Origin of the sequence: Streptomyces sp. NBC_00090, assembly GCF_045160815.1 — a bacterium.
Classification (GTDB): domain Bacteria; phylum Actinomycetota; class Actinomycetes; order Streptomycetales; family Streptomycetaceae; genus Streptomyces.
In genome coordinates this window covers 8,845,875-8,864,024 of sequence record NZ_CP108224.1, presented here as the reverse complement: position 1 = coordinate 8,864,024, position 18,150 = coordinate 8,845,875, and the positions used below count along the sequence as shown (strand labels likewise).

The 18,150-nt window shown below is 69.8% G+C and carries 14 protein-coding genes and 2 pseudogenes; 6 read left to right on the top strand and 10 right to left on the bottom strand.

Features of this window, described 5'->3' with window-relative positions:
- Positions 1-118 precede the first annotated feature (118 nt).
- From OG361_RS39210 to OG361_RS39195, 4 genes are all read right to left on the bottom strand, one after another.
- On the bottom strand, positions 119-1,471 hold the full coding sequence (locus OG361_RS39210; protein WP_405861405.1) for a collagenase: 1,353 nt from the start codon (positions 1,469-1,471) through the stop codon (positions 119-121).
- A 420-nt stretch (positions 1,472-1,891) separates the two neighbouring features.
- Positions 1,892-3,718: a S8 family peptidase gene (locus OG361_RS39205; RefSeq protein ID WP_405861403.1), complete on the bottom strand. Its 1,827-nt coding sequence runs from the start codon at positions 3,716-3,718 to the stop codon at positions 1,892-1,894.
- Positions 3,719-3,950: 232 nt separating this feature from the next.
- Complete coding sequence (locus tag OG361_RS39200; RefSeq protein WP_405861401.1) at positions 3,951-6,647, bottom strand: LuxR C-terminal-related transcriptional regulator; 2,697 nt, start codon at positions 6,645-6,647, stop codon at positions 3,951-3,953.
- A gap of 469 nt (positions 6,648-7,116) precedes the next feature.
- Positions 7,117-7,473, bottom strand: coding sequence for a hypothetical protein (locus OG361_RS39195; RefSeq protein WP_405861399.1), 357 nt, complete (start codon positions 7,471-7,473; stop codon positions 7,117-7,119).
- Between the two features lie 161 nt (positions 7,474-7,634).
- On the opposite strand from OG361_RS39195, the gene OG361_RS39190 reads away from it, so the two are divergent.
- Entirely contained in the window at positions 7,635-7,994 is a 360-nt protein-coding gene (locus OG361_RS39190; protein ID WP_405862676.1) for a transposase family protein, read from the top strand.
- A gap of 47 nt (positions 7,995-8,041) precedes the next feature.
- Here the strand turns inward: OG361_RS39190 and OG361_RS39185 are convergent, their stop codons facing one another.
- The gene (locus OG361_RS39185; RefSeq protein ID WP_356676951.1) at positions 8,042-8,410 is read right to left on the bottom strand and encodes a VOC family protein; all 369 of its coding nucleotides are present in this window, start codon (positions 8,408-8,410) and stop codon (positions 8,042-8,044) included.
- Here OG361_RS39185 and OG361_RS39180 point away from each other — a divergent pair.
- A complete protein-coding gene (locus OG361_RS39180) occupies positions 8,400-8,612 on the top strand; it encodes a hypothetical protein (protein ID WP_405861396.1) in 213 nt (70 codons plus the stop codon). The genes OG361_RS39185 and OG361_RS39180 overlap by 11 nt on opposite strands.
- Before the next feature lie 147 nt (positions 8,613-8,759).
- On the opposite strand, the gene OG361_RS39175 is transcribed toward OG361_RS39180, so the two are convergent.
- From OG361_RS39175 to OG361_RS39165, 3 genes are all read right to left on the bottom strand, one after another.
- Positions 8,760-9,647: a PhzF family phenazine biosynthesis protein gene (locus OG361_RS39175; RefSeq protein ID WP_405861394.1), complete on the bottom strand. Its 888-nt coding sequence runs from the start codon at positions 9,645-9,647 to the stop codon at positions 8,760-8,762.
- Positions 9,644-9,853 carry a TIGR02391 family protein gene (locus OG361_RS39170; RefSeq protein ID WP_405861392.1) on the bottom strand — a complete coding sequence of 70 codons (210 nt, stop codon included), beginning with the start codon at positions 9,851-9,853 and terminating at the stop codon, positions 9,644-9,646. The genes OG361_RS39175 and OG361_RS39170 overlap by 4 nt, the downstream gene beginning before the upstream one ends.
- Positions 9,854-11,052: 1,199 nt before the next feature.
- Positions 11,053-12,393, bottom strand: coding sequence for a tetratricopeptide repeat protein (locus OG361_RS39165; protein WP_405861390.1), 1,341 nt, complete (start codon positions 12,391-12,393; stop codon positions 11,053-11,055).
- Between the two features lie 162 nt (positions 12,394-12,555).
- Between OG361_RS39165 and OG361_RS39160 the strand changes: the two genes are divergently transcribed.
- The 4 genes and pseudogenes from OG361_RS39160 to OG361_RS39145 all read left to right on the top strand — a co-directional run.
- Positions 12,556-13,881 (top strand): M64 family metallopeptidase, encoded by a 1,326-nt coding sequence (locus OG361_RS39160; protein WP_405861388.1) that lies wholly within the window; start codon positions 12,556-12,558, stop codon positions 13,879-13,881.
- A 157-nt stretch (positions 13,882-14,038) separates the two neighbouring features.
- Positions 14,039-14,137, top strand: a pseudogene (locus OG361_RS39155) (GTP-binding protein); the annotation flags it as partial.
- Positions 14,138-14,241: 104 nt separating this feature from the next.
- Positions 14,242-15,060, top strand: coding sequence for an SDR family NAD(P)-dependent oxidoreductase (locus tag OG361_RS39150; RefSeq protein ID WP_405861386.1), 819 nt, complete (start codon positions 14,242-14,244; stop codon positions 15,058-15,060).
- A gap of 282 nt (positions 15,061-15,342) precedes the next feature.
- Positions 15,343-15,402 (top strand): annotated as a pseudogene (locus OG361_RS39145) (hypothetical protein); the annotation flags it as partial.
- Between the two features lie 180 nt (positions 15,403-15,582).
- Here OG361_RS39145 and OG361_RS39140 read toward each other — a convergent pair.
- Together OG361_RS39140 and OG361_RS39135 are read right to left on the bottom strand one after the other, a co-directional pair.
- On the bottom strand, positions 15,583-16,464 hold the full coding sequence (locus OG361_RS39140; protein WP_405861384.1) for a diacylglycerol/lipid kinase family protein: 882 nt from the start codon (positions 16,462-16,464) through the stop codon (positions 15,583-15,585).
- A gap of 31 nt (positions 16,465-16,495) precedes the next feature.
- Positions 16,496-18,091, bottom strand: a complete 1,596-nt coding sequence (locus OG361_RS39135) for an FAD-binding oxidoreductase (RefSeq protein WP_405861382.1) — start codon at positions 18,089-18,091, stop codon at positions 16,496-16,498.
- Positions 18,092-18,150: the final 59 nt, after the last annotated feature.

The window sequence follows — 18,150 nt, the reverse complement described above, 5'->3', positions numbered from 1 at the left end:
CACCAGCTCGTAAATGGTGCCCGTACATACGGGCACCCGGATGATCTCCGGGTGCCGCAGCCGTTATGTGCAGCTGCCTGGTTCGGGGTGGGAGGCAGTCAGGCCGGACGGTGGGTCGTCAGAACTGGAGGGACCAGGCGTTGATGTAGCCGGTGTCGTTGACCCAGCGGTCGGTGGCGCGGAGCTTCCAGGTGCCGTTGGCGGCCTTGGTGGAGGCGTCGACCGTGAAGGTGCCCTGGACGTTGTCGGCGCTGTCGTAGGTGCTGTAGTCCTTCAGCACGAATGTGCCGCCGTCGGGGGCGACCAGCTCGATCCTCAGGTCGCCGCGGAAGGTGTGGCGGATGTCGACGGTGACGGCCAGCTTGGCGGGGGCGTTGCCGGTGACGTCGGTGACGGTGATCGGCGATTCCACGGTGGTCTCGTCACCGATCTGGACGTCGTCGGTGTTCTCGAACCTGCTGCCGGTGGGCGGCGGGGTGGTGGGGTCGTCATCGCTGCTGCCGGTGAACAGCCAGCGCTTGAAATCGGCGTCGTAGCGGGTTCCGATGTTCTGCTTGACGTAGGTGCGTGCTGCCTGCCAGGAGCCGGCGCGGTAGTACCCGAGGATCTTCGTCACGTCGTCCTGGTGGTTCTTCAGGAGGTATTGGACGGCCAGGTAGCCCCAGGCGTAGATCCGGTTCTGGTCGTGCTGCTGCGTGGTGTCGAACAGGGTGCTGAGGTTGTAAGTCTGCTTGGGGGCCTCGCCGGCGGCCCAGGTGTTGGGCTTGTTGAGGTAGCCGTAGGAGACGTACTCGGCCAGGCCCTCGATCCACCACAGGGTGGGGGTGGAGATGTTGGCGTTCCAGTCGCCGTACATGTTGTAGCGGCCGTCGAGGTAGTGCGTGTACTCGTGGTTGAGGTTCTTGATCGTGAAGGCCGATGCGGTCTCGTCGCGGTAGGCGATGAACCGGGCCTGGTTCCCGGTCGCGGAGGGGTTGCCCTCCAGGTACACCCCTCCGTTGTTGGTGGGGACCCCGTACAGGTTGCCGGCCAGCCGCCGGTACTCGGAGCTGGAGTCGAATACCACGACTTCCAGTGTGGTGTTCTTGTCGCCGACGACCGGCTGTCCGTTGTCCTTGACCACGCTGTGGAAGTAGGCGTCCTGGCCGGCGAGGCTGTCACAGGTCGTCATGAGCTGCTGGGCGCTCATGCGCTGCGCCTTGATGCGCAGGCTGCTGCTGCAGGTGTGGTCGACAGGCAGGGTGGAATCAGCGGCCTGCGTTGCGACGCGGCTGGGCGCGCTGGAGCGGACGGCGAGCGAGGAAGGGGCGGGCTGCGCGGGGCTGGGCGCGGCGGATGCGAGGATCGGGGCGTTGACAGGCGCCGGGGTGCTCGCAGAGGCCGGGACAATCGCGGAGACCGTCGCGGCAGACACCGTGAGCAGCGAGGCTGTGGCCTCTATGAGACGTCGGCGAGCCGGGTTTGCGGACATGCTTCTCCTCGGGAGAATCAGACGTTCGGGCAGGGCAAGCCGGTACCCGCGCGGATGGGGGAGCAGGGAGTGTCGTTCCATGCGGCATGGCATGCTCAGGCGTTCTGCCAGGGCTGATGCGGCTTTTGGCCATAGGGACCGTCGAGCAGTGGAACCTGGGGGCATGCTGCGTTCTTCGAGCGGCTTGGGGCCGGTTGGTGGTCGGCCCCAAGCCGTCGAGCAGTCCTGTGCCCAGGGGACTCGGACTGCGTCCTATGGGTGCAGCTGCCTGGTTCAAGGTGGGAGGCAGCTGGGTCGGATGGTGCTGAAGCCTTCACGCACGCGAGCGCTGTGTTGCTTGAAGGCCGGAGGGCCGCAGCCCAAGGTGTGTTGCGGCTCCGTGTGGGCCGCCTTACGGAGCGGTGGGCAGGCCGGGGAAGTTCAGAAGGTCAGGCTCCAGGAGTCGATGTAGCCGGTGTCGTTGGGGTAGGCGTCGCGTACCCACAGCTGCCAGGTGCCGTTGGCTGCGACGCCGGAGGCGTTCACGGTGAAGGTCTGGGTGATGTTGTCGGCGCTGTCGGTCTGGCTGAGGTTCTTCAGGGTGAAGTCGGTGCCGTCCGGTGCTTCGAGGACGACGACCAGGTCACCCCGGAAGGTGTGCTTGATGTCCACGGGGACCTTCAGCTGGGTCGGGCCGTTACCGGTCCTGCCGGTGACCTCGATGTCCGAGGCGACCCAGTCGCCGTTGTCCGAGATGTCGACGTTGTTGGTGTTGGTGAACACGTTCTCGCCCGGCTCGGGTTCGGGGTCGGTGCCGCCGGTGATCGCGGTGAGCGTCGCGGTCGCGTCGGCGAGGCCTGCTCCGCAGCCACCCGAGCAGGAGCCGGGCAGGGTACGGGCGTTCTCGCGGATCGCGGTGGAGATCTGAGCGGGGGTGAGCGCGGGCTTGGCTTCCTTCATCAGCGCGACGAGGCCGGCGATGTGCGGCGTGGCCATGCTGGTGCCCTGGTAGGCGCTGTAGGTCTCGCTGCCGATGCTGCGGGTGCCGGTGTTCAGCGTGGACCAGATGCCGTTGGCGGAGCTCGCCGTCGTCTCGCCGCCGGGGGCGGTGATCTCGACGACGCTGCCGTAGTTGGAGTACTCGGCCCGGTTGCCCTGGCGGTCGGAGGCGGCGACGGTGATGACGTTGTTGCAGCTGGCCGGGTTGAAGTTGGCCGCGTTGGTGTTGTCGTTGCCGGCCGCGACGACGACGGTGGTGCCGCGGCTCACGGCGCCGTTGATGGCGCTCTGGGTGCCGGAGTCGCAGGAGCCGCCGCCGCCGAGGCTCATGTTGATGACATGGGCCGGGTTCGGGTTGGCTGGCACGCCCGAGACGGAGCCGCCGGACGCCCAGGTGATGGCGTCGATGATGTCGGCGGTCGTGCCGCCGCACTTGCCGAGCACGCGGACGGGCTGGACGGTCGCGTTGTACGCGATGCCGGCGACGCCCTTGCCGTTGCCCGTCACGGCGGCGATGGTGCCGGCGACGTGGGTGCCGTGCCAGGAGTTGTTGGTGTCGCGGGACGGCACGGGCTGGCCGTTGCTGTCACTGCCGCACTCGCCGCGGTTCATCCAGTCGCCGGGGTCGGCCGGGTTGCTGTCGCGGCCGCCGCCGTCCTGGGCCATCCACGGGTCGGAGATGAAGTCGTAGCCTGCGATCACGTTGGCGGCCAGGTCGGAGTGGGCGACGTAGCCGGTGTCGATGACGGAGACCTTGACGTCCTTGCCGGTCGCCTTGGCCCAGGCGCCGGGGACCCTCATTCCGGCGGCCGCCTCGAACAGGTCCCACTGACGGTCGTAGGAGGAGTCGTTCGGGTCGGCCATCGCGTACATGCGCCGGTCCGGAACGACATAGGCGACGTCGGAGTCGGCGCGGAAGGTGTCGATGACCTCGCTGAGGGATTCCTTGCTCAGCTCACCGCCGAGGTCGACCAGGGCGGCCCCGGTGCCCAGGCGGCGGTCGAAGCCGAGCGACTCGCCTGCCTTCGCGCCCTTGGTCTTCGCGTCTTTGGAGGCGGCGTCGTTGGACTTCGCTTCGGCCGCGCCGGTCTTGTACCCGACGATCAGGCGCTCCACAGGCGCGTCGGCAATGCCGCTGCTCGCAGCAGTGGTGCTCTGCGTCGCGGTAGCGGGCGCGGGGGCTGCGGCGGAGACGGCGATGCCCGAGGAGATGAGGGCGCCGGTCGTCACCGCCAGCAGGGATATGCGCAGGGATCTGGAACCGTTCACGAGGGGGTGCCTTTCCAACGATCTCAGCCGACCAGGGCATGACAACGCGGCTCGTGTCAGGTTCTGGGTCGTGCCGATCAGGGTGTGGCCGGCGGGATGGTGGAACGCGGTGTGCCGCAACCGCCGACGGGCTGGTGGCAGGAATCTAGGTGCCGGATTCCGGCGGACCTATCCGGGTGGCCTCATGTACGGACACGCAATTAATTCCGGGAGTTCGGTCGTCCCACTCGATTTATTCACCCGCTGGGTGGGGGCTCTCGCTGCGGGCCTCGTCATCGGCTTCGACCAGGGCGGTACGGGATGCTGTGCCGGTCTTCTGCATGGCGCGGGCGATGTGCTGCTCGACCGTCCGCGGTGACAGATGCAGGATCTCGGCGATCTCCCGGTTGGTGAGCCCTCTTGTCGCCAGTTCGCCGACCTCGCGCTCGCGCGGGGAGAGATGGTCTCCGTACGACGGGCGGCCTCGTGGCCGCTTGCCGGAGGGTTGCCGGATGCGCAGCTCGGCCCGGGCGCGGGCGGCGTCCCAGGCAGCCCCGAGGTCTGTATACGCCTGTACGCAAGCAGCCAGTTCGGCCAGTCCTTGCGCCTTGAGGCCGTCGTTCCCGGTGGTCAGCTCGCAGCGAGCGGCAGCCTCGGCGGTGATCGCTCGACTGTAGGGGCGCCGCATCTGCTCGAAGGCGGCCGCGGCCCGACGGTAGTGGAGCACAGCCTCTCCCCAGCTGCCTTGCGTCTCGGCGAGCACAGCGCGGGTCCATTCCAGTCCTGCCGATGCCGCAGGAGAGTCCCGGCCTTCAATCCCGGTCGCGTAAGCCGCCGCCATCGCCTCGGCCCCGGCAGCTTTGCCGGCGCGGACCATTGCCTCCACTGCCCAGGGCGCCAAGTCCGCCGCCCACACCCACACCCCCTTGGCCGTGAGCCGCTCCCAGGCCCGCTCCGCTTCTGCGACGGCCGTCACTACATCCTGCCGGGCCAGGGCGAGCCGGATCAGCCCGCCGGACGCGGCGGCCGCCAGCGGGGCGGCCGTACACTCGGTCACCGCCGCAGCGCCCGCTTCGAACCACTCGGCAGCCCGCCCCCAGGCGCTCTGCGCCAAAGCGTGCAGCCCCAGCACCATGCGGGCATCAGCACTGACGACCGGCATGTCGGAAGTCTCGTCGACAAACGCCTCACATCGGGCCACCAGTCCCGACCAGCGACCGGTATTCCACTCCAGAAGCAACCGGGTACTCAGCCCGATGCGAGCGACATACTCACCCCCGCTGCGCGCCGACAGCTCGATCCCCTCTGCGAGCAGGTCCTCTGCCCGCTCGTAGTAGCCGAGCCATACTGCGGCATCCGCGGCGTTGCACAGCCCCCTGGCCGCGTGCTGGACCACGACCCGGTCGGAGCTGTCCGTCGGCAGCTGTTTGACCATCCGCCACGCCTGGGGGTCCCCACAGCACATCGCCAGACTCGCCCGGTTTCCGGCAACGGCCACACGTGCCGCCTCGATACCGCTGGCCTCGGCTGCTTCCTCCGCACGCCGCAGCCAGCTCAGATGCTGATCGAGCGAGCCTGTGGGCCACTGCGGCATGGCGAGAGCCGCCATCGCACGGGCGGCAAGATCCGCCCGATCATCCTTCAGCTCCTCCGCCGCACGCTCCAGCACCCGCCAGCCAAGATCGGTCCGGCCGACCTGGTTGTTGAGCAGCAATCCCAGGTCCAAGCGCAGCTCTCCGCGTATCGCGACGGGCAGCGTCTCGTCCTCAACTAGTTGCGACAACACCCTCACTGTCTGGTCGGACCGCAGGCCCACCACCGCGCTGCGAGCCAGTACCGGCGCGAGACGATCCCTCGCTCCTTGCGGAACCAACGGTGAGGCAAGAGCCTGCTCCAACAGGACAATGACCTCTTGATGCCGCCCGGTCGCGGTCGCCTCCCGGGCAGCCTCCCCGACAGCACGCACCCATCCCTTGACCTGCCCGGCGGCCCTACGATGCCGGACCAGTGCCGTCCAGTCGACCGGCTGACGCTGGGCGATCACCCGCGCGGCCCTGGCGTGCAGCTCCTGCAGCTCCGACCAGGGCAGATGGTCTCGTACTGCGACGGCGGCCAACGGGACAGGCAGGACATACCTGCCCTCACTGTCCACGACCAGTGTGCCGCCGGTCAGGGCACTGGTCAGAGCCGCACGGGACGCTTTCCCGGACAGACCGGCTACCGTGAGCAGTTCCGGACCAGGCACCGGCTCGTCAAGCACTGCCGCCGCCCACACGACCGCATGATGCTCTTCCGGCAGCTTCGCCAATCGGCTCAGTACCAGCTCCGCCAGCCGCACCGGCACACCGGCGTGGTCCACGTCGGTCGCCGTGCACCGCCCCTCGGTGTCCCGCAGGACGGTAAGAAGATCAACGACGACCTGGGCCACACCGCCCGACCGTTCGAGCAGCCTTGCCACTGCTTCCGGTGTACCCCGTTCGCCGATGGCTTCGGTCACGGCTTCACCCACCTGATCGAAGTTCCACGCCTCAATGTGATGACGTAGCACGGCTAGCTCCGCCGGATAGCGCGCCGGCGTGCCTCCCAGCGGCAGCCCTGGCCGCGCCGATTCCTCCGGCCGATACGTCATGACGGCGGCAAGTCCGGACCTCGGTCTCTCCAGTACCTCCCGCAGCCGGTCCGACTCAGCTGCACTGGCTTGGTGCAGGTCGTCGACCAGCAGCAACACCGGCCCCTCGTCCGGTATGCCAGAAGGCGGACCACCACTCCCGCATGCCCATGTCACACACAGCGCACCGCAAGCCTCCGGCAGCCCGGCAAGTCCGCGCAGCAAATGGCTCTTACCCGTCCCGGCAGCGCCTTCGGCCAAGACCAGCAACGGTCTGGCACCCTCACACATCAGCGCCCGCCGCAGCCGCTGCTTCCACGCCGCTTCCTTCACCGTGACCATCGCTCTCCAGGCCTTTCGCTGAAATCTCCCCGCCCTCAGGCACGTACACCGTGCGCACATCCTGGCCAGCCGTAGTCAGCGATGTCACCTATCGCGGGGCGATCCGTAGGCCCGATACAGCAGGTGTCGCTTCTTCAAAGCTCGAAGCGCAGGCACGAGACTGGATGGTGGAGCAGTGGTCTGCTTCGTTCGGCTCGCCAGCAGCCGGAACCCTTCTCGGCAGGTCTCAGCAGCGTGACGACAGGCACGGCTCCAGTAGAGTCGACCGTGAAGACCCAGGTAATGCGCGCTTCGTCAGCGGCCTGCGAGAGCAGAGCAGTGAACACCTGCCTGCGTGAATGACTTGGCGAAGCCTTTCTGCACACTTGAGTGCTCGAGTTGATCTGCCCGCAGCGCGTTGGCGTGATGCCTGGGCGTGACCATATCGATCAGCTGCGAGCAATAGTCAAGAGTTGGGGGTGAGCTGATTTCAGCTCTCGCTGCGGTGGTTGAGGCCGATTCTGGCGGTGTTGCGGATCCGCTTGGTGCGGCCGGCTTCGGCGAGGATCTCGATGGCCTCGGTGTTCGTCCCGGCGGCGGTCTTGAGCTGGAGCCAGTTGGATGACGCGAGCAGGTCCTCCGGCTGCCAGGGCAGCCTGAGCGTGATGGCGCGGAAGAGTGACCACTCCCGCAGGCGCTGAGCCAGGAAGGGGTGGTCGATGGTGGCCTGGGTCATCGCCTGCGCCCACCCCTCGTAGGCGGGACCGGGGCAGAGGCCGGCGGCTCGACGGTCCAGGTGCCGCAGCACAGCGGACTGGGCCATCGTCTGGTCCGGATCAGTGAGCACGCGGCTGACCAGGTCAACCTCGTTCGTGTCGGCAACGTGCCTGCCCACCCAGCGCCGCACCGGGAAGGCGAACCGGCCGAACTACTCCGGCAAGCACCACCGTCACGGCCTGCACGTCCTCGCCCTGAACGACGAGAGAGGCCGGCTGATCTGGATATCCGCTGCCCGACCCCGGCCGCACCCACGACATCACCGCCGCCCGCCGCGACCACCTGCTGGCCCACCTGCGCGCCACCGGCTTCGGCGCCCTGGCCGACCTGGGCTTCCTCGGCCTGGACGACGATCCGGACAATCCCGTAGTCGTCACCGGATTCAAGGCCACCCGCGCCCGCAAGCTGACCCCCGGCCAGAAGGATGGCAACCGGGCACTTGCCGCCGGACGCGTCCCCGTCGAACGCGGCTTTGCCCACCTGAAGAACTGGCGGATCCTCACCAAGCTCCGTACTGACCCCGCCCGCGCCACCCACCTGTTTCGCGCGCTGCTCGTCCTGACGAACGTCGACGCCACTACCGACAATTGACCTCTACCGCAGGTAGCCCACGAGCAGCACAGGCCCCCGGAACCGCGTCAACGGGCCGGGATCGGCTGAGTGAGGTTCACCGGGTTGCCGTCGGGGTCCTTGATGTGGGCGACGCGCTGTCCCCACGGCATGTCGTTGGGGCCTCCGCTGACCGAGCCGCCGAGCGCCTCCACCCGGGCGAGCGTCTCGTCGACGTCGTCGACACCGATGCTGAGCAGGATCCGCGGTGCCGCCCCCGTCCCCGGGTTCTCCTTGGCCACCAGCCCGAGGTCGGTGTCGCCGATGCGCAGGCCGAGGTAGAAGGTGGGGCCTTCCTCCGGTACCCGGAAGATCTCCTCAGCGCCGAACAATTTCGTATAGAAGCTGAGCAGAACGTCCTGGTCGGCAGTCAGGATCACGGGCTGGATGGTGGACATGGCACTCCTGTCGAGAACGGTCGTGTCGCTGGGTAGACCGTTCGAGGACGGTGAACTCATCGGCAAAACCACCCCCGCCGGACGATCTACAACACAGACTGCCGCCCACGACCAGTGCCGCTACCTGGGTGGCGTCTGCATGAAGCCCGGCACGGAAGAGGTCGTGCTCTCCCGGGAGGGGTTCGCGCTCAAGCCCAGCTGACCTGGAAGGCCCCAGTCCGCTGCCCTGAAGGGGACGTCAACCATGGCGACCACGCCTCGTTCCCGGCATAGCAGCCGCCCGGGACGAGGCGCTCGCATGTGAGGCCGGTCGCCAGCCAACTTGATCGGCCAGGGCCTCTCGATTGGATCAGGCCGAGATGCGGGTCCCTGTGCCGCCGACCCTGATCCGCCGGTCGCCCGCCCGCAGTTCCACCGTCAGGACGCCGGGACGCCCCATGTCCTCCCCTTGGTGGAGGGTGAGGACCGTCGCCTCGGGCACGAGTCCGAGCTCACGGGCGTACGCGCCGAAGGCGGCCGCCGCCGCCCCGGTCGCCGGATCCTCCACCACACCGCCCACCGGGAACGGGCCGCGGACGTGAAAGACCTCCGCAGAGGCGCGCCAGACCAACTGCAGCGTCGTCAGGTCGAGCCGGTGCATCAGGGCCTCCAGGCGGGCGAAGTCGTACGCCAGGTGGGCCAGGCGCTCTCGGCTCGCGGCGGCAAGGATCAGATGGCGGGCGCCCGCAAAGGCGATGCGGGGAGGCAGGGCGGGATCGAGGTCGCCGGCCGGCCAGTCGAGCGCGGCGAGCGCCTCTGCCAGGTCATCGGCCGCGACGTCCTCGATGTGCGGCTCGACGCTCGTGAGCGTGGCCCGCAGCGCCCCGCCCTCCCGCGTCACGGTGACCGGCACGGTCCCGGCACGCGTGGTGAACACCAGGTCGCCGGGGCCGATGCGCTCAGCGAGGGCCACGGCCGTCGCGACGGTGGCGTGACCGCAGAAGGGCACCTCCGCCTTGGGGCTGAAGTAGCGGATGGTGTACGCGCGCCCGGCGTCCGACGCGCCGGAGCCCGCTCCCTCGGACGGCGCTGTCAGGAACGCGCTCTCGCTGTAGCCGACTTCGGCGGCGATCGCCAGCATCTCCTCGTCGCCGAGGCCCGTGGCATCGAGAACGATTCCAGCGGGATTGCCTCCCTCGGGGTCGTCGGAGAAGGCGGTGTAACGCAGGACGTCGGGGGTTTCCCGTACGGAGTTCATGCCGGGAGAACGGCGCCGAGCCCTGAGGTAGTTCCCCAGGTACGGGGACCGTCTCGGAGCTCCGTGCCCGGACACGACCTACGGCGGTGCACCATCGACAGGGTCGTCAGTAGCTCCAACAGCTCCTCGTCGCTGAAGGGACGGTGAAGCCGAGGATCGTGCGCCGCGGGGTTGCGGTACATGCTGCCCAGCCCCTTGATCAGCACCGCAGATCGTCTTCAGCACCAGGGAAAACGGTGACGAAGGGCCACCGTCTTTGGACGATGGCCCGCACCTCTTGCGCCGGAGGCTGACCGAGACGCGTTCGTAGAGGGTGGACGCCAAGCTTCCGGTCACCGTCGCTGTCGAGGAAGGTGCGCCGGATGGCGTGCGGGCTGAAGAGCAAGGCGATCAGGAAGGTCCGGAGACGGCGGCGCGGAGCCGCTCGTCCGTCTCGTCGGCGACATGCAGCGCCGCCACTGTCGACGAAAGCACGGAAGTTCACGGACACTGCGGCGACGGCCGGGGCACCCCAGCCGTGTCCCAGGGAGGTGGCCGCGGGGAAGCCGAGGTAGGACGCGGCCCACGCCTGACCGCCCTACGCCGACGGCGGACCGGGGCTCACCCCGGCCGCCGACGGAAGATCCCCGCGAGTCCCGAGGACGTCTTGGCGGCGCTCGTAGACGTCACCGAAGCGGCCTGATGCTGCGGTCGAGATGCCACTGCCGATAGCCGAGCGTCTGGAGAAGAAGCGGACCGTCCTCGCGTGGCTGCGCTAGCGCCGTCCCCCGAGGCGATCGCCGAGCTCACGAGCCTGCTCGCGCCCGTCGGCAGCAACCGCTGAGCCGCGTTCCTTGATCCTGTCCCGGGCCGTCGAGGGCAGCCGATTCTGCATCGGGGCGGCTGCTCGCTCGGCGCACGCCACGGGATCAGCAGCCTCCTAGGGCGTGTGTCGAAAGTCCCGCCTGCCCTTCGGGCAGACGGCGCTACTTTCGACACACGCCCTAGACCGCGACGGTGTGCTCGCCGCGGCCGAGGAGCGCACGGAGGTCGCCGCCGCCGCACCACCTCCCCCGCCGCTGCGGGGGCACCTGCCGCAGGGCCACGAGACCAGCCGAAGAGTATGGCCGGATCAAGTGCAAGTGTCATACGTCCGACGCAATCTGCCCCGGTGCGCACGACCGCAGGCAAAACGCGGTCGTGCGCACCGGGGCAGTGACTGATATCCCGATCGAACGCCTCATGGTGAGTGCCATCATCCCCACGGGGGGAGAGAGGCGAGATCAAGGAGGGGTCAGGGCCGGCGGCGTGACACGCGGGTCGCCGAGCCTGGAAGCGCACTACCCCGGCGCCTGTTCTCACGGAGACCCGACAGTCCGTTGCGCGGACCGTGTGCGACGTCATCCTCGTCAGGTCGAACGGGCCGTCAGTGCCGCGGGAACGCCACTGCCGTCGGAGCCGGCCCCAGCGTCGTCGTGCCAGGGGGCGACCGGTGGCCCAGCCCCGTGCGGTACGCGTCCAGCGCGGCCTCGGTACGGCCGCCGCGGCGCAGAAGGTCGCCCAGCAGACGGCACAGATCGGCGAGGTCGCCGCTCGCGCCGCTGCACTCCAGCAGCCCCAGCGCCATGACGTAGTGCTCCTCGGCGGTCTCACTGTCCCCCCGCTCCTCGGCGATCAGCCCGAGCAGCCTGTGCGCACCCCCCGCGTGCACGGCGCCGTGCCGGTCACTCAGCTCAAGAAATGCAGAGAGCAGATCCGACGCCTCGCCGTGCCGTCCGAGCCGCCGGAGGACATCGGCCAGCTCCACCTCCACGTGCGCAGAGAACAGCGCCGCGCGTTTGATGTTCAGCATGTCCCGGGCGGCGCGCAACTCCTGTTCAGCTGCCGCTAGTTCTCCGTTCTGAGCCTGTACGTAGCCGCGCATCCAGTGGCAGTGCGCGAGATCGGTACGCAGGCTCAGCTGTTGGTAGATCGCCTGCGCCTTGGCCAGTGAGGCGTCCGCGTCAGTCGTGCGCCCCTCGGCGAGGAAAGTGCGGGCCACCTGCCGGTGCATGCCCGCCACCAGCGCCGGGTCGTCGACCTGCGGAGCCAGCGCCAGGGCGAGCTCGGCGGCGTGCGCGGCACGGGCGTGGGCACCCATGTCCATGTACGGGCCGATCACGGCGGCGTACAGGATGACCAGCGCCTCGGGGTCGGCCAGGCCGCTCGCGCCGAGCTCGTCGATGGTGGACTCGAGGAGGTAGCAGGCGTAACGCAGCTCCCCAGCCAGGAGGTGCGCGACGGCACGACCCCGGATCGCGCGTGCGCGGCGGGGCAGCGGCTCCTCGGCGAGGAGCCGCTCGGCGGCCTGGAAGTGGTGGCCCGCGTCGACCAGTTCACCGGTCTCCAGGGCACAGTCGCCGAGCCCGAGCAGCGCCTCGGCCTGCTCGGGCATGAGGCCGAGGTGCTCCGCGTCGGTGAGCAGGCGCCGGTAGCGCACGGCGGCCTCCTCCGCCGTCCCGGTGGCCAGCTGCCGGCGCGCCTCGACGAGAGCGAGCCGCAGCTCCGTGGCAAGGTGCGCGGGCCTGCCGGTGGCCAGCTCCTCGTACGACGTACCGAGCCGCTCCGCGAGGAAGCGCAGTGCGGTCTCCGAGGGCCTGACCTTGCCCGACTCCAGCGTCGATACGTACGCGGGGGTGTACGAAGGCTCGGCCAACTGCCGCTGTGTCAGCCCGCGTTGAGCGCGCAGCCGCTGCACTCGGTGGCCGATCGTGGCCGGATCGTCCATGTGGACCCCCTGGTTCGTGAACTGCCCAGTATCCAGAAGCAGTAGGCATTGCGCACGCCCTCGCCTTCCCCCTAGGTTAAGCGACTCGTTCAGCACATTTACTGATGCACTTAACTCGCCTGGCAAGGGGCTGATTTCATGCGTTCAGCACGACGAGGAGCCATGGCGGTCGGAGTGACCGTCGCCCTCACGGCCGTACTCGCCGCCGCACCCGGCAGCGCCGCCGCGGACCCGACGGCACCCTCCACGGCCGGAGTCGAGGTCGAGATACCGGGGCCGGAACACGGGACGTTCGCCGGATCCGGCCACACGCATGTGCCGCCGGAGGGCCGGAACCAGACAACCTCCCGCCTGACGCCGACCGAGGTGGCCGCCGACGGCGAGGTGGCCAAGATGGTCGACAACGGCCCCACCGCCGACCGGCTCGACGTCGTCGTCGTCGGAGACGGCTACACCGTCGCCGAACTGCCCCGCTTCCACGCCGACGCCCAGCAGAAATGGGCCGAGCTGACGGCCGTCGAGCCGTACACCACCTACCGCAACCTCTTCAACGTCTGGACCGTCGACGCCGTCTCGAACCAGTCCGGCGTCTCCGGCGACCCCTCTCCCGACACCCTCCGGGACACGGCCCTCGGCTCGTACTTCTGGTGCGACAAGATCGAGCGGCTGCTCTGCATCGATCAGGACAAGGTCGACGGATACGTCGCGAAGGCGCCGGAGGCCGACCTGGTGCTCGTCCTCGCCAACAGCACCAAGTACGGCGGCGCGGGCTACAACGAGCCCAGCGAGACCCTCGGCTACGAGGGCATATCAACGGCCTCGGCGGGCAACGAGAAGTCCGGCCAGGTCGCGATCCACGAGACCGGCCACTCCCTGGGCAAGCTCGCCGACGAGTACTTCTACCCCGACTACCCCGGCTACGAGCGGTACCTGGGCCCCGAGCCCGCCGACTCCAACATCACCACCCTCACTGCCGACGACATGGCCGACCGGGGCACCAAGTGGCACCGCTGGCTCGGTGAGCAGTCTCCCGACGGCGGCACCGTCGGCGCGTACGAGGGCGGCGGCTACTACGTCACCGGGCTGCGGCGCCCCACCGAGAACTCCCTGATGCGCTCCCTCGGCAAGCCCTTCAATCTGCCCGGAGTGGAGGCGATGATCGCCGGCTTCTACCGCGAGGCACGCATCGCCTCCCCCGTCACGGCCACCGATCGCACCCTCCGCGCCGGCGACACCGCCAAAGCCCTCGTACCCCGGCTGACAGGGGCGGACGGGCGTCAACTCACGATCCGCTGGTATCTGGACGGGCGGGAGATGAAGTCTCTCGCGGGCCGCACCGACGTACGAGTGTCCGACCTGGCCCTGCGGCTGCTCGACCTTCGGAGGCACACACTGTCCCTCACGGCCGAGGACCGTACGCCCTCGGTGCGGGACCGCGGCATCGCCCGGACGATGAGGTCCACGGTCAGCTGGACGGTCCGGCTCTGACGGTCTCCAGCGGGCATGCGTCGCGGTTCGTGGCACGGCCGTTCCGGCTGGTCAGCGCGGGTGCAGGCGTCCTCATGGCTCATGCCATCCGGAACGCATGACGTGCCGGGGGTACTCCTTCCCCTGCCGGGTGGCAGCGTCGTAGGCCTGCTCGAGGATCATCGACGCCGCGCTCGTCCGCGGCGGCGAGGCCGCACTGTCGCGGACCGAGGAGCGGCTGGTCGAAATGACCAACGGGTGCATCTGCTGCACCCTTGCGCCTTGTCGTGTGGTTCGCCGGCCAGCCCGGCCCCGGAGCGGCGCGCGCCTAAGATCACCGGGACGGGGGACGGCGGACGAGACACGGGAGAGGCGGCGGACATGGCGGACGAGCGTGTGTACCTGGTGACCGGGGGCGGAACGGGGATCGGGGCGGCGACCGCGCAGTCATTGGCCCGGGCGGGACACAAGGTGGCGGTGTCCGGACGCCGCCCCGAACCGCTGCGGCTGGTCGCCGAGGAGACCGGCGCCCTGCCCGTACCGTCGGACATCGGGGACCCCGCCGCGGTGGTTTCGCTGGTCGAGACGGTGGTCGGCACGTACGGGCGGCTCGACGGTCTGGTGCTCAACGCCGGCATCGGGCGGGGCGGCGGGGTGGGAGAGGTGACCCTGGAGGACTGGGACGAGGTCATGCGGACCAACCTCACCGGTCCGTTCCTGCTGCTGCGCGCCGCGCTCCCGCACCTGCTCGACGCCCGCGGCGCGGTGGTCGCGGTGGCCTCGGTGTCCGCCCTGCGCAACGGCGTCGGGAACGCCGCCTACGCCACCTCCAAAGCGGCGCTGCTCCAGCTGTGCCGCTCACTCGCGGTCGACTACGGGGGCGCGGGGTTGCGCGCCAACACCGTGTGCCCAAGCTGGGTACGCACCGACATGGCGGACCGCCGAATGAACCGGTTCGCCGACGAGGCGGGCCTGGACGGGAACGGTCTGGAAGCGGCGTACGAGGAGGTGACCCGGGTCCTGCCCGCCGGCCGGCCCGGTGAGCCGCAAGAGGTCGCGGAGGCCATCGCCTGGCTGCTGTCGCCCGCCGCCTCGTTCGTGAACGGTGCGGTGCTCACCGTCGACGGCGGCGCGACCGCACTCGACCCCGGCACCCTCGGCTTCGAGTTCCGGCTGGAGCCACGCGCCCCGCGGGCCTGACCGACAGTCACGAACCAAACAACCGCCGCGCCCATCGACGCCGTCGCCGCGACGGCGTCGGCACCGCCGACCGGGGCGTGATCGTCGTGGTCGCGGCCGGGAACCAGGGCCGGGTGGGCTCCACCGTACTCACCGACCACCCGTGGGTCATCCCGGTGATCGCCTACGACCGCGCCGGGCACCCCATGCCTCAGTCCAACCGGGGCGTGTCCATCGGCCGCCACGGAGTCGGCGCCCCCGGCGACCGCGTCCCGGGCCTGGGCCTCGACGGCCACCCCCCTCATCCTGAGCGGCACGAGCGCCGCCGCGCCCTTCGTCGCGGGTACGGTCGCCCTCCTCCTCTCGGCCTTCCCGAAGGCCACCCCGGCGACGGTGCGGCACGCGGTCACCCACGGACCCGGCCGACGGCGTTCGGTGACCCCACCGCTGCTGGACGCCTGGGCTGCATATTCGATACGGAGTCGCAGCTCGATGGCAGCCGAAGTCAGGTGGTGTTCCCCGATGTACCGACGGACGTCCTGGTCAGGCCAGGACGTTCAGAGCGGCGGGCCGCACCCTGAGGGTCACCGGCAGGGCCGCGTCGACCTCACCGTCCGCGCCGTACGGGAGAGGGCGGTCCGCTTCGATGTGGATCTCCTTGCCTCGCAGGATCTCGACCTCGGGTCGGTTCACGTGCACGCCCGTCTTCAGCTCGTTCATCATGGCGAAGAAGAGGCGTTTCGGTGCCTTCTTGATGACCACGACGTCAAGCAGCCCGTCGTCGATACGCGCGCCCGGTGCGACGTTTCTCCCGAAGCCGTAGAAACCCGAGTTCGCCACGACCACGGTGTAGCCGGTGCGCCCGTGCCTCACCCCATCGATCGTGACGCGGTACGTGGCGGGCTTCCAGGCGAGGACCGCCCGCAGGCCGCCCGCGTAGTACGACGCCGCGCCGCGCAGCACGCGGGAGTCGTTGGCGTGGCGGTTGGCCACCGCGTCGACGCCCGCGTACACACTTCCGAGGACGCAGGTCCGCGCGTGCACGGCGGACTCCACCTCGATCGTGTCGACTGCCCGCGGCTCGCCGTGGAGCAGTATCTCGACGAGCCGTTGGGCGTCCGTGGGGAGACCCAGGGCGCGCGCGAAGTCGTTGCCCCGCCCCGCCGGGACCAGGCCGAAGACCGTGTCCGTACCGCTGAGGGCACCCCCGACGCAGCCGGCCATCCCGTCACCGCCCACGGCGAGCACGACGTGCCCCTGTCCTCCGGCGTCCTGGGCGAGCTCTCGTGCGTGCTCCAGGCTGCGGCTGTAGACGGTGTCGAGCCTCGCACCCGCCTCCCGCAGCAGACGGGCCAGCGGGAGCAGACCCGCCGTGCCGCTGGAACCCCCTGCGGTGGGGTTGACGACTGCGGTGAACTGTCGCATGGATCTGGCCTCCGGGCGGCAGAAGTAGGGTTCAGCGGACGGGGATGAGGACTCCGGGGCTGAGCACGCCGGAAGGGTCGACCTCGGCCTTGACAGCCTGCAGCATGCGCATGCCGAGGGGGCCGATCTCTCGGGCGTACCAGTCGCGATGGTCGGTGCCGACTCCGTGGTGGTGGCTGATGGTGCCGCCCGCGGCCAGGATCACGTCGTTGGCCGCCCGCTTCACCGGTTCCCAGTGCGCGACGGCGTCCTCCCCCTGTGCGGAGACGACGGTGAAGTACAGGGAGGCGCCGTTCTCGTACGTATGCGAGATGTGGCACATGACGAGCGGCGGCGTGCCGGCCTCGGTGAGGGTGCTCGTCAGCGCGTCCCGCACGGCCGTGTAGAGGCCGGGGATGGCTGACCAGAAGGCCGCCGTCTCCAGCGTCTCGGCGAACGCGCCGGCGTCGAGCAGCGCGTCCCGCAGGTAGGGCGCGTTGTATCGGCCGTGCTCCCAACGGTCGCCGGGCTCCTCACCGATGAGCTCGCCGTCGCAGGCGAGGAGGACCTCGCGGGCGACGGCGCGGCGGTCCATCGCCTCCTCTTCGGTGCCCTCGTAGCCGACGATGGCCATGCAGCCCGGGTTCTGCGGGAGTTCGGCGCTGCCGATGGCGTCCGGCTGCGCGAGACCGATGAAGGTCTCCGACTCGTCCGACAGCCGCAGCACCGTGGGCCGCGGGCCGTCCTGGGCCAGACGGCGCAGTGCCGCCGTGCCGGCCTCGAAGGAGGCGAAGCGCCAGCCCTCGTAGATCCGCTTCGAGGGGAGCGGACGGATGCGCACGGTCACCGCCGTGATCACTCCGAGGGCGCCCTCGGATCCGAGGATCAGCTGGCGCAGGTCGGGGCCGGCCGCCGAGCGCGGGGCCCGGCCGGTCTCCAGGGTGCCTTCGGGGGTGGCGACCGTCAGACCGAGGACCATCTCGTCGAAGCGGCCGTATCCGGCCGATGCCTGGCCGCTGGAGCGGGCCGCGGCGAAGCCGCCGACGGTCGCCCATTCGAAGGACTGCGGGAAGTGTCCGAGGGTCCAGCCCCGCTCGTTGAGCAGCGCCTCGCACTGCGGGCCGCGCAGACCGGGCTGCAGTGTCGCGGTGCGGGACACCTCGTCGACGGCGAGCAGCTGGTCGAGCCGCCGCAGGTCGAGCGCGACGAACGGCCGCTTCGTGGTGGGCGCGAGGCCGCCGACGACGGAGGTTCCGCCGCCGAAGGGCACGGCGGCGACGCCGTGTTCGGCGCAGGAGCGGAGCACGGCGAGGACCTCGTCGTGGTTGCCCGGCAGCACGACCGCGGCGGGGATGTCGTCGACCTCGCCGGCGCGGATGCGCAGCAGGTCGGGGGTCGACTTTCCGCGGGTGTGCCGGATGCGGCTCTCGGCGTCCTCCCGCAGGCCGTCGGGCGCGCCGACGGCCGCCCGCAGCGCGGTGCGGGCCTCGTCGGGCAGCGCCGGGGCGGGCGGTTCGATGTCGGTGAGGGCGGTCGGGCCACTCTCACGCGGGGTGACACCGAGCAGGTCACGCAGCAGGCCGGTGACCGAGTCGGGCAGGGGTGCCGCCTTGGCCGGGTCGCCCCAACCGCTCCACAACATGTCCATTCGAAAGGATTCCTAACGGTCTGTTTCACGGATGGCGCTGCCACTCCGCCGACGCTGGC

What these genes read in the sequence shown, in the direction of transcription:
- OG361_RS39210 (WP_405861405.1), bottom strand. Translation starts at nt 1,471, where the DNA reads ATGTCCGCAAACCCGGCTCGCCGACGTCTCATAGAGGCCACAGCCTCG.
- OG361_RS39200 (WP_405861401.1), bottom strand. Translation starts at nt 6,647, where the DNA reads ATGGTCACGGTGAAGGAAGCGGCGTGGAAGCAGCGGCTGCGGCGGGCG.
- OG361_RS39180 (WP_405861396.1), top strand. Translation starts at nt 8,400, where the DNA reads ATGGTGGACATGGCACTCCTGTCGAGAACGGTCGTGTCGCTGGGTAGA.
- OG361_RS39185 (WP_356676951.1), bottom strand. Translation starts at nt 8,410, where the DNA reads ATGTCCACCATCCAGCCCGTGATCCTGACTGCCGACCAGGACGTTCTG.
- OG361_RS39175 (WP_405861394.1), bottom strand. Translation starts at nt 9,647, where the DNA reads ATGAACTCCGTACGGGAAACCCCCGACGTCCTGCGTTACACCGCCTTC.
- OG361_RS39165 (WP_405861390.1), bottom strand. Translation starts at nt 12,393, where the DNA reads ATGGACGATCCGGCCACGATCGGCCACCGAGTGCAGCGGCTGCGCGCT.
- OG361_RS39160 (WP_405861388.1), top strand. Translation starts at nt 12,556, where the DNA reads ATGGCGGTCGGAGTGACCGTCGCCCTCACGGCCGTACTCGCCGCCGCA.
- OG361_RS39150 (WP_405861386.1), top strand. Translation starts at nt 14,242, where the DNA reads ATGGCGGACGAGCGTGTGTACCTGGTGACCGGGGGCGGAACGGGGATC.
- OG361_RS39140 (WP_405861384.1), bottom strand. Translation starts at nt 16,464, where the DNA reads ATGCGACAGTTCACCGCAGTCGTCAACCCCACCGCAGGGGGTTCCAGC.
- OG361_RS39135 (WP_405861382.1), bottom strand. Translation starts at nt 18,091, where the DNA reads ATGGACATGTTGTGGAGCGGTTGGGGCGACCCGGCCAAGGCGGCACCC.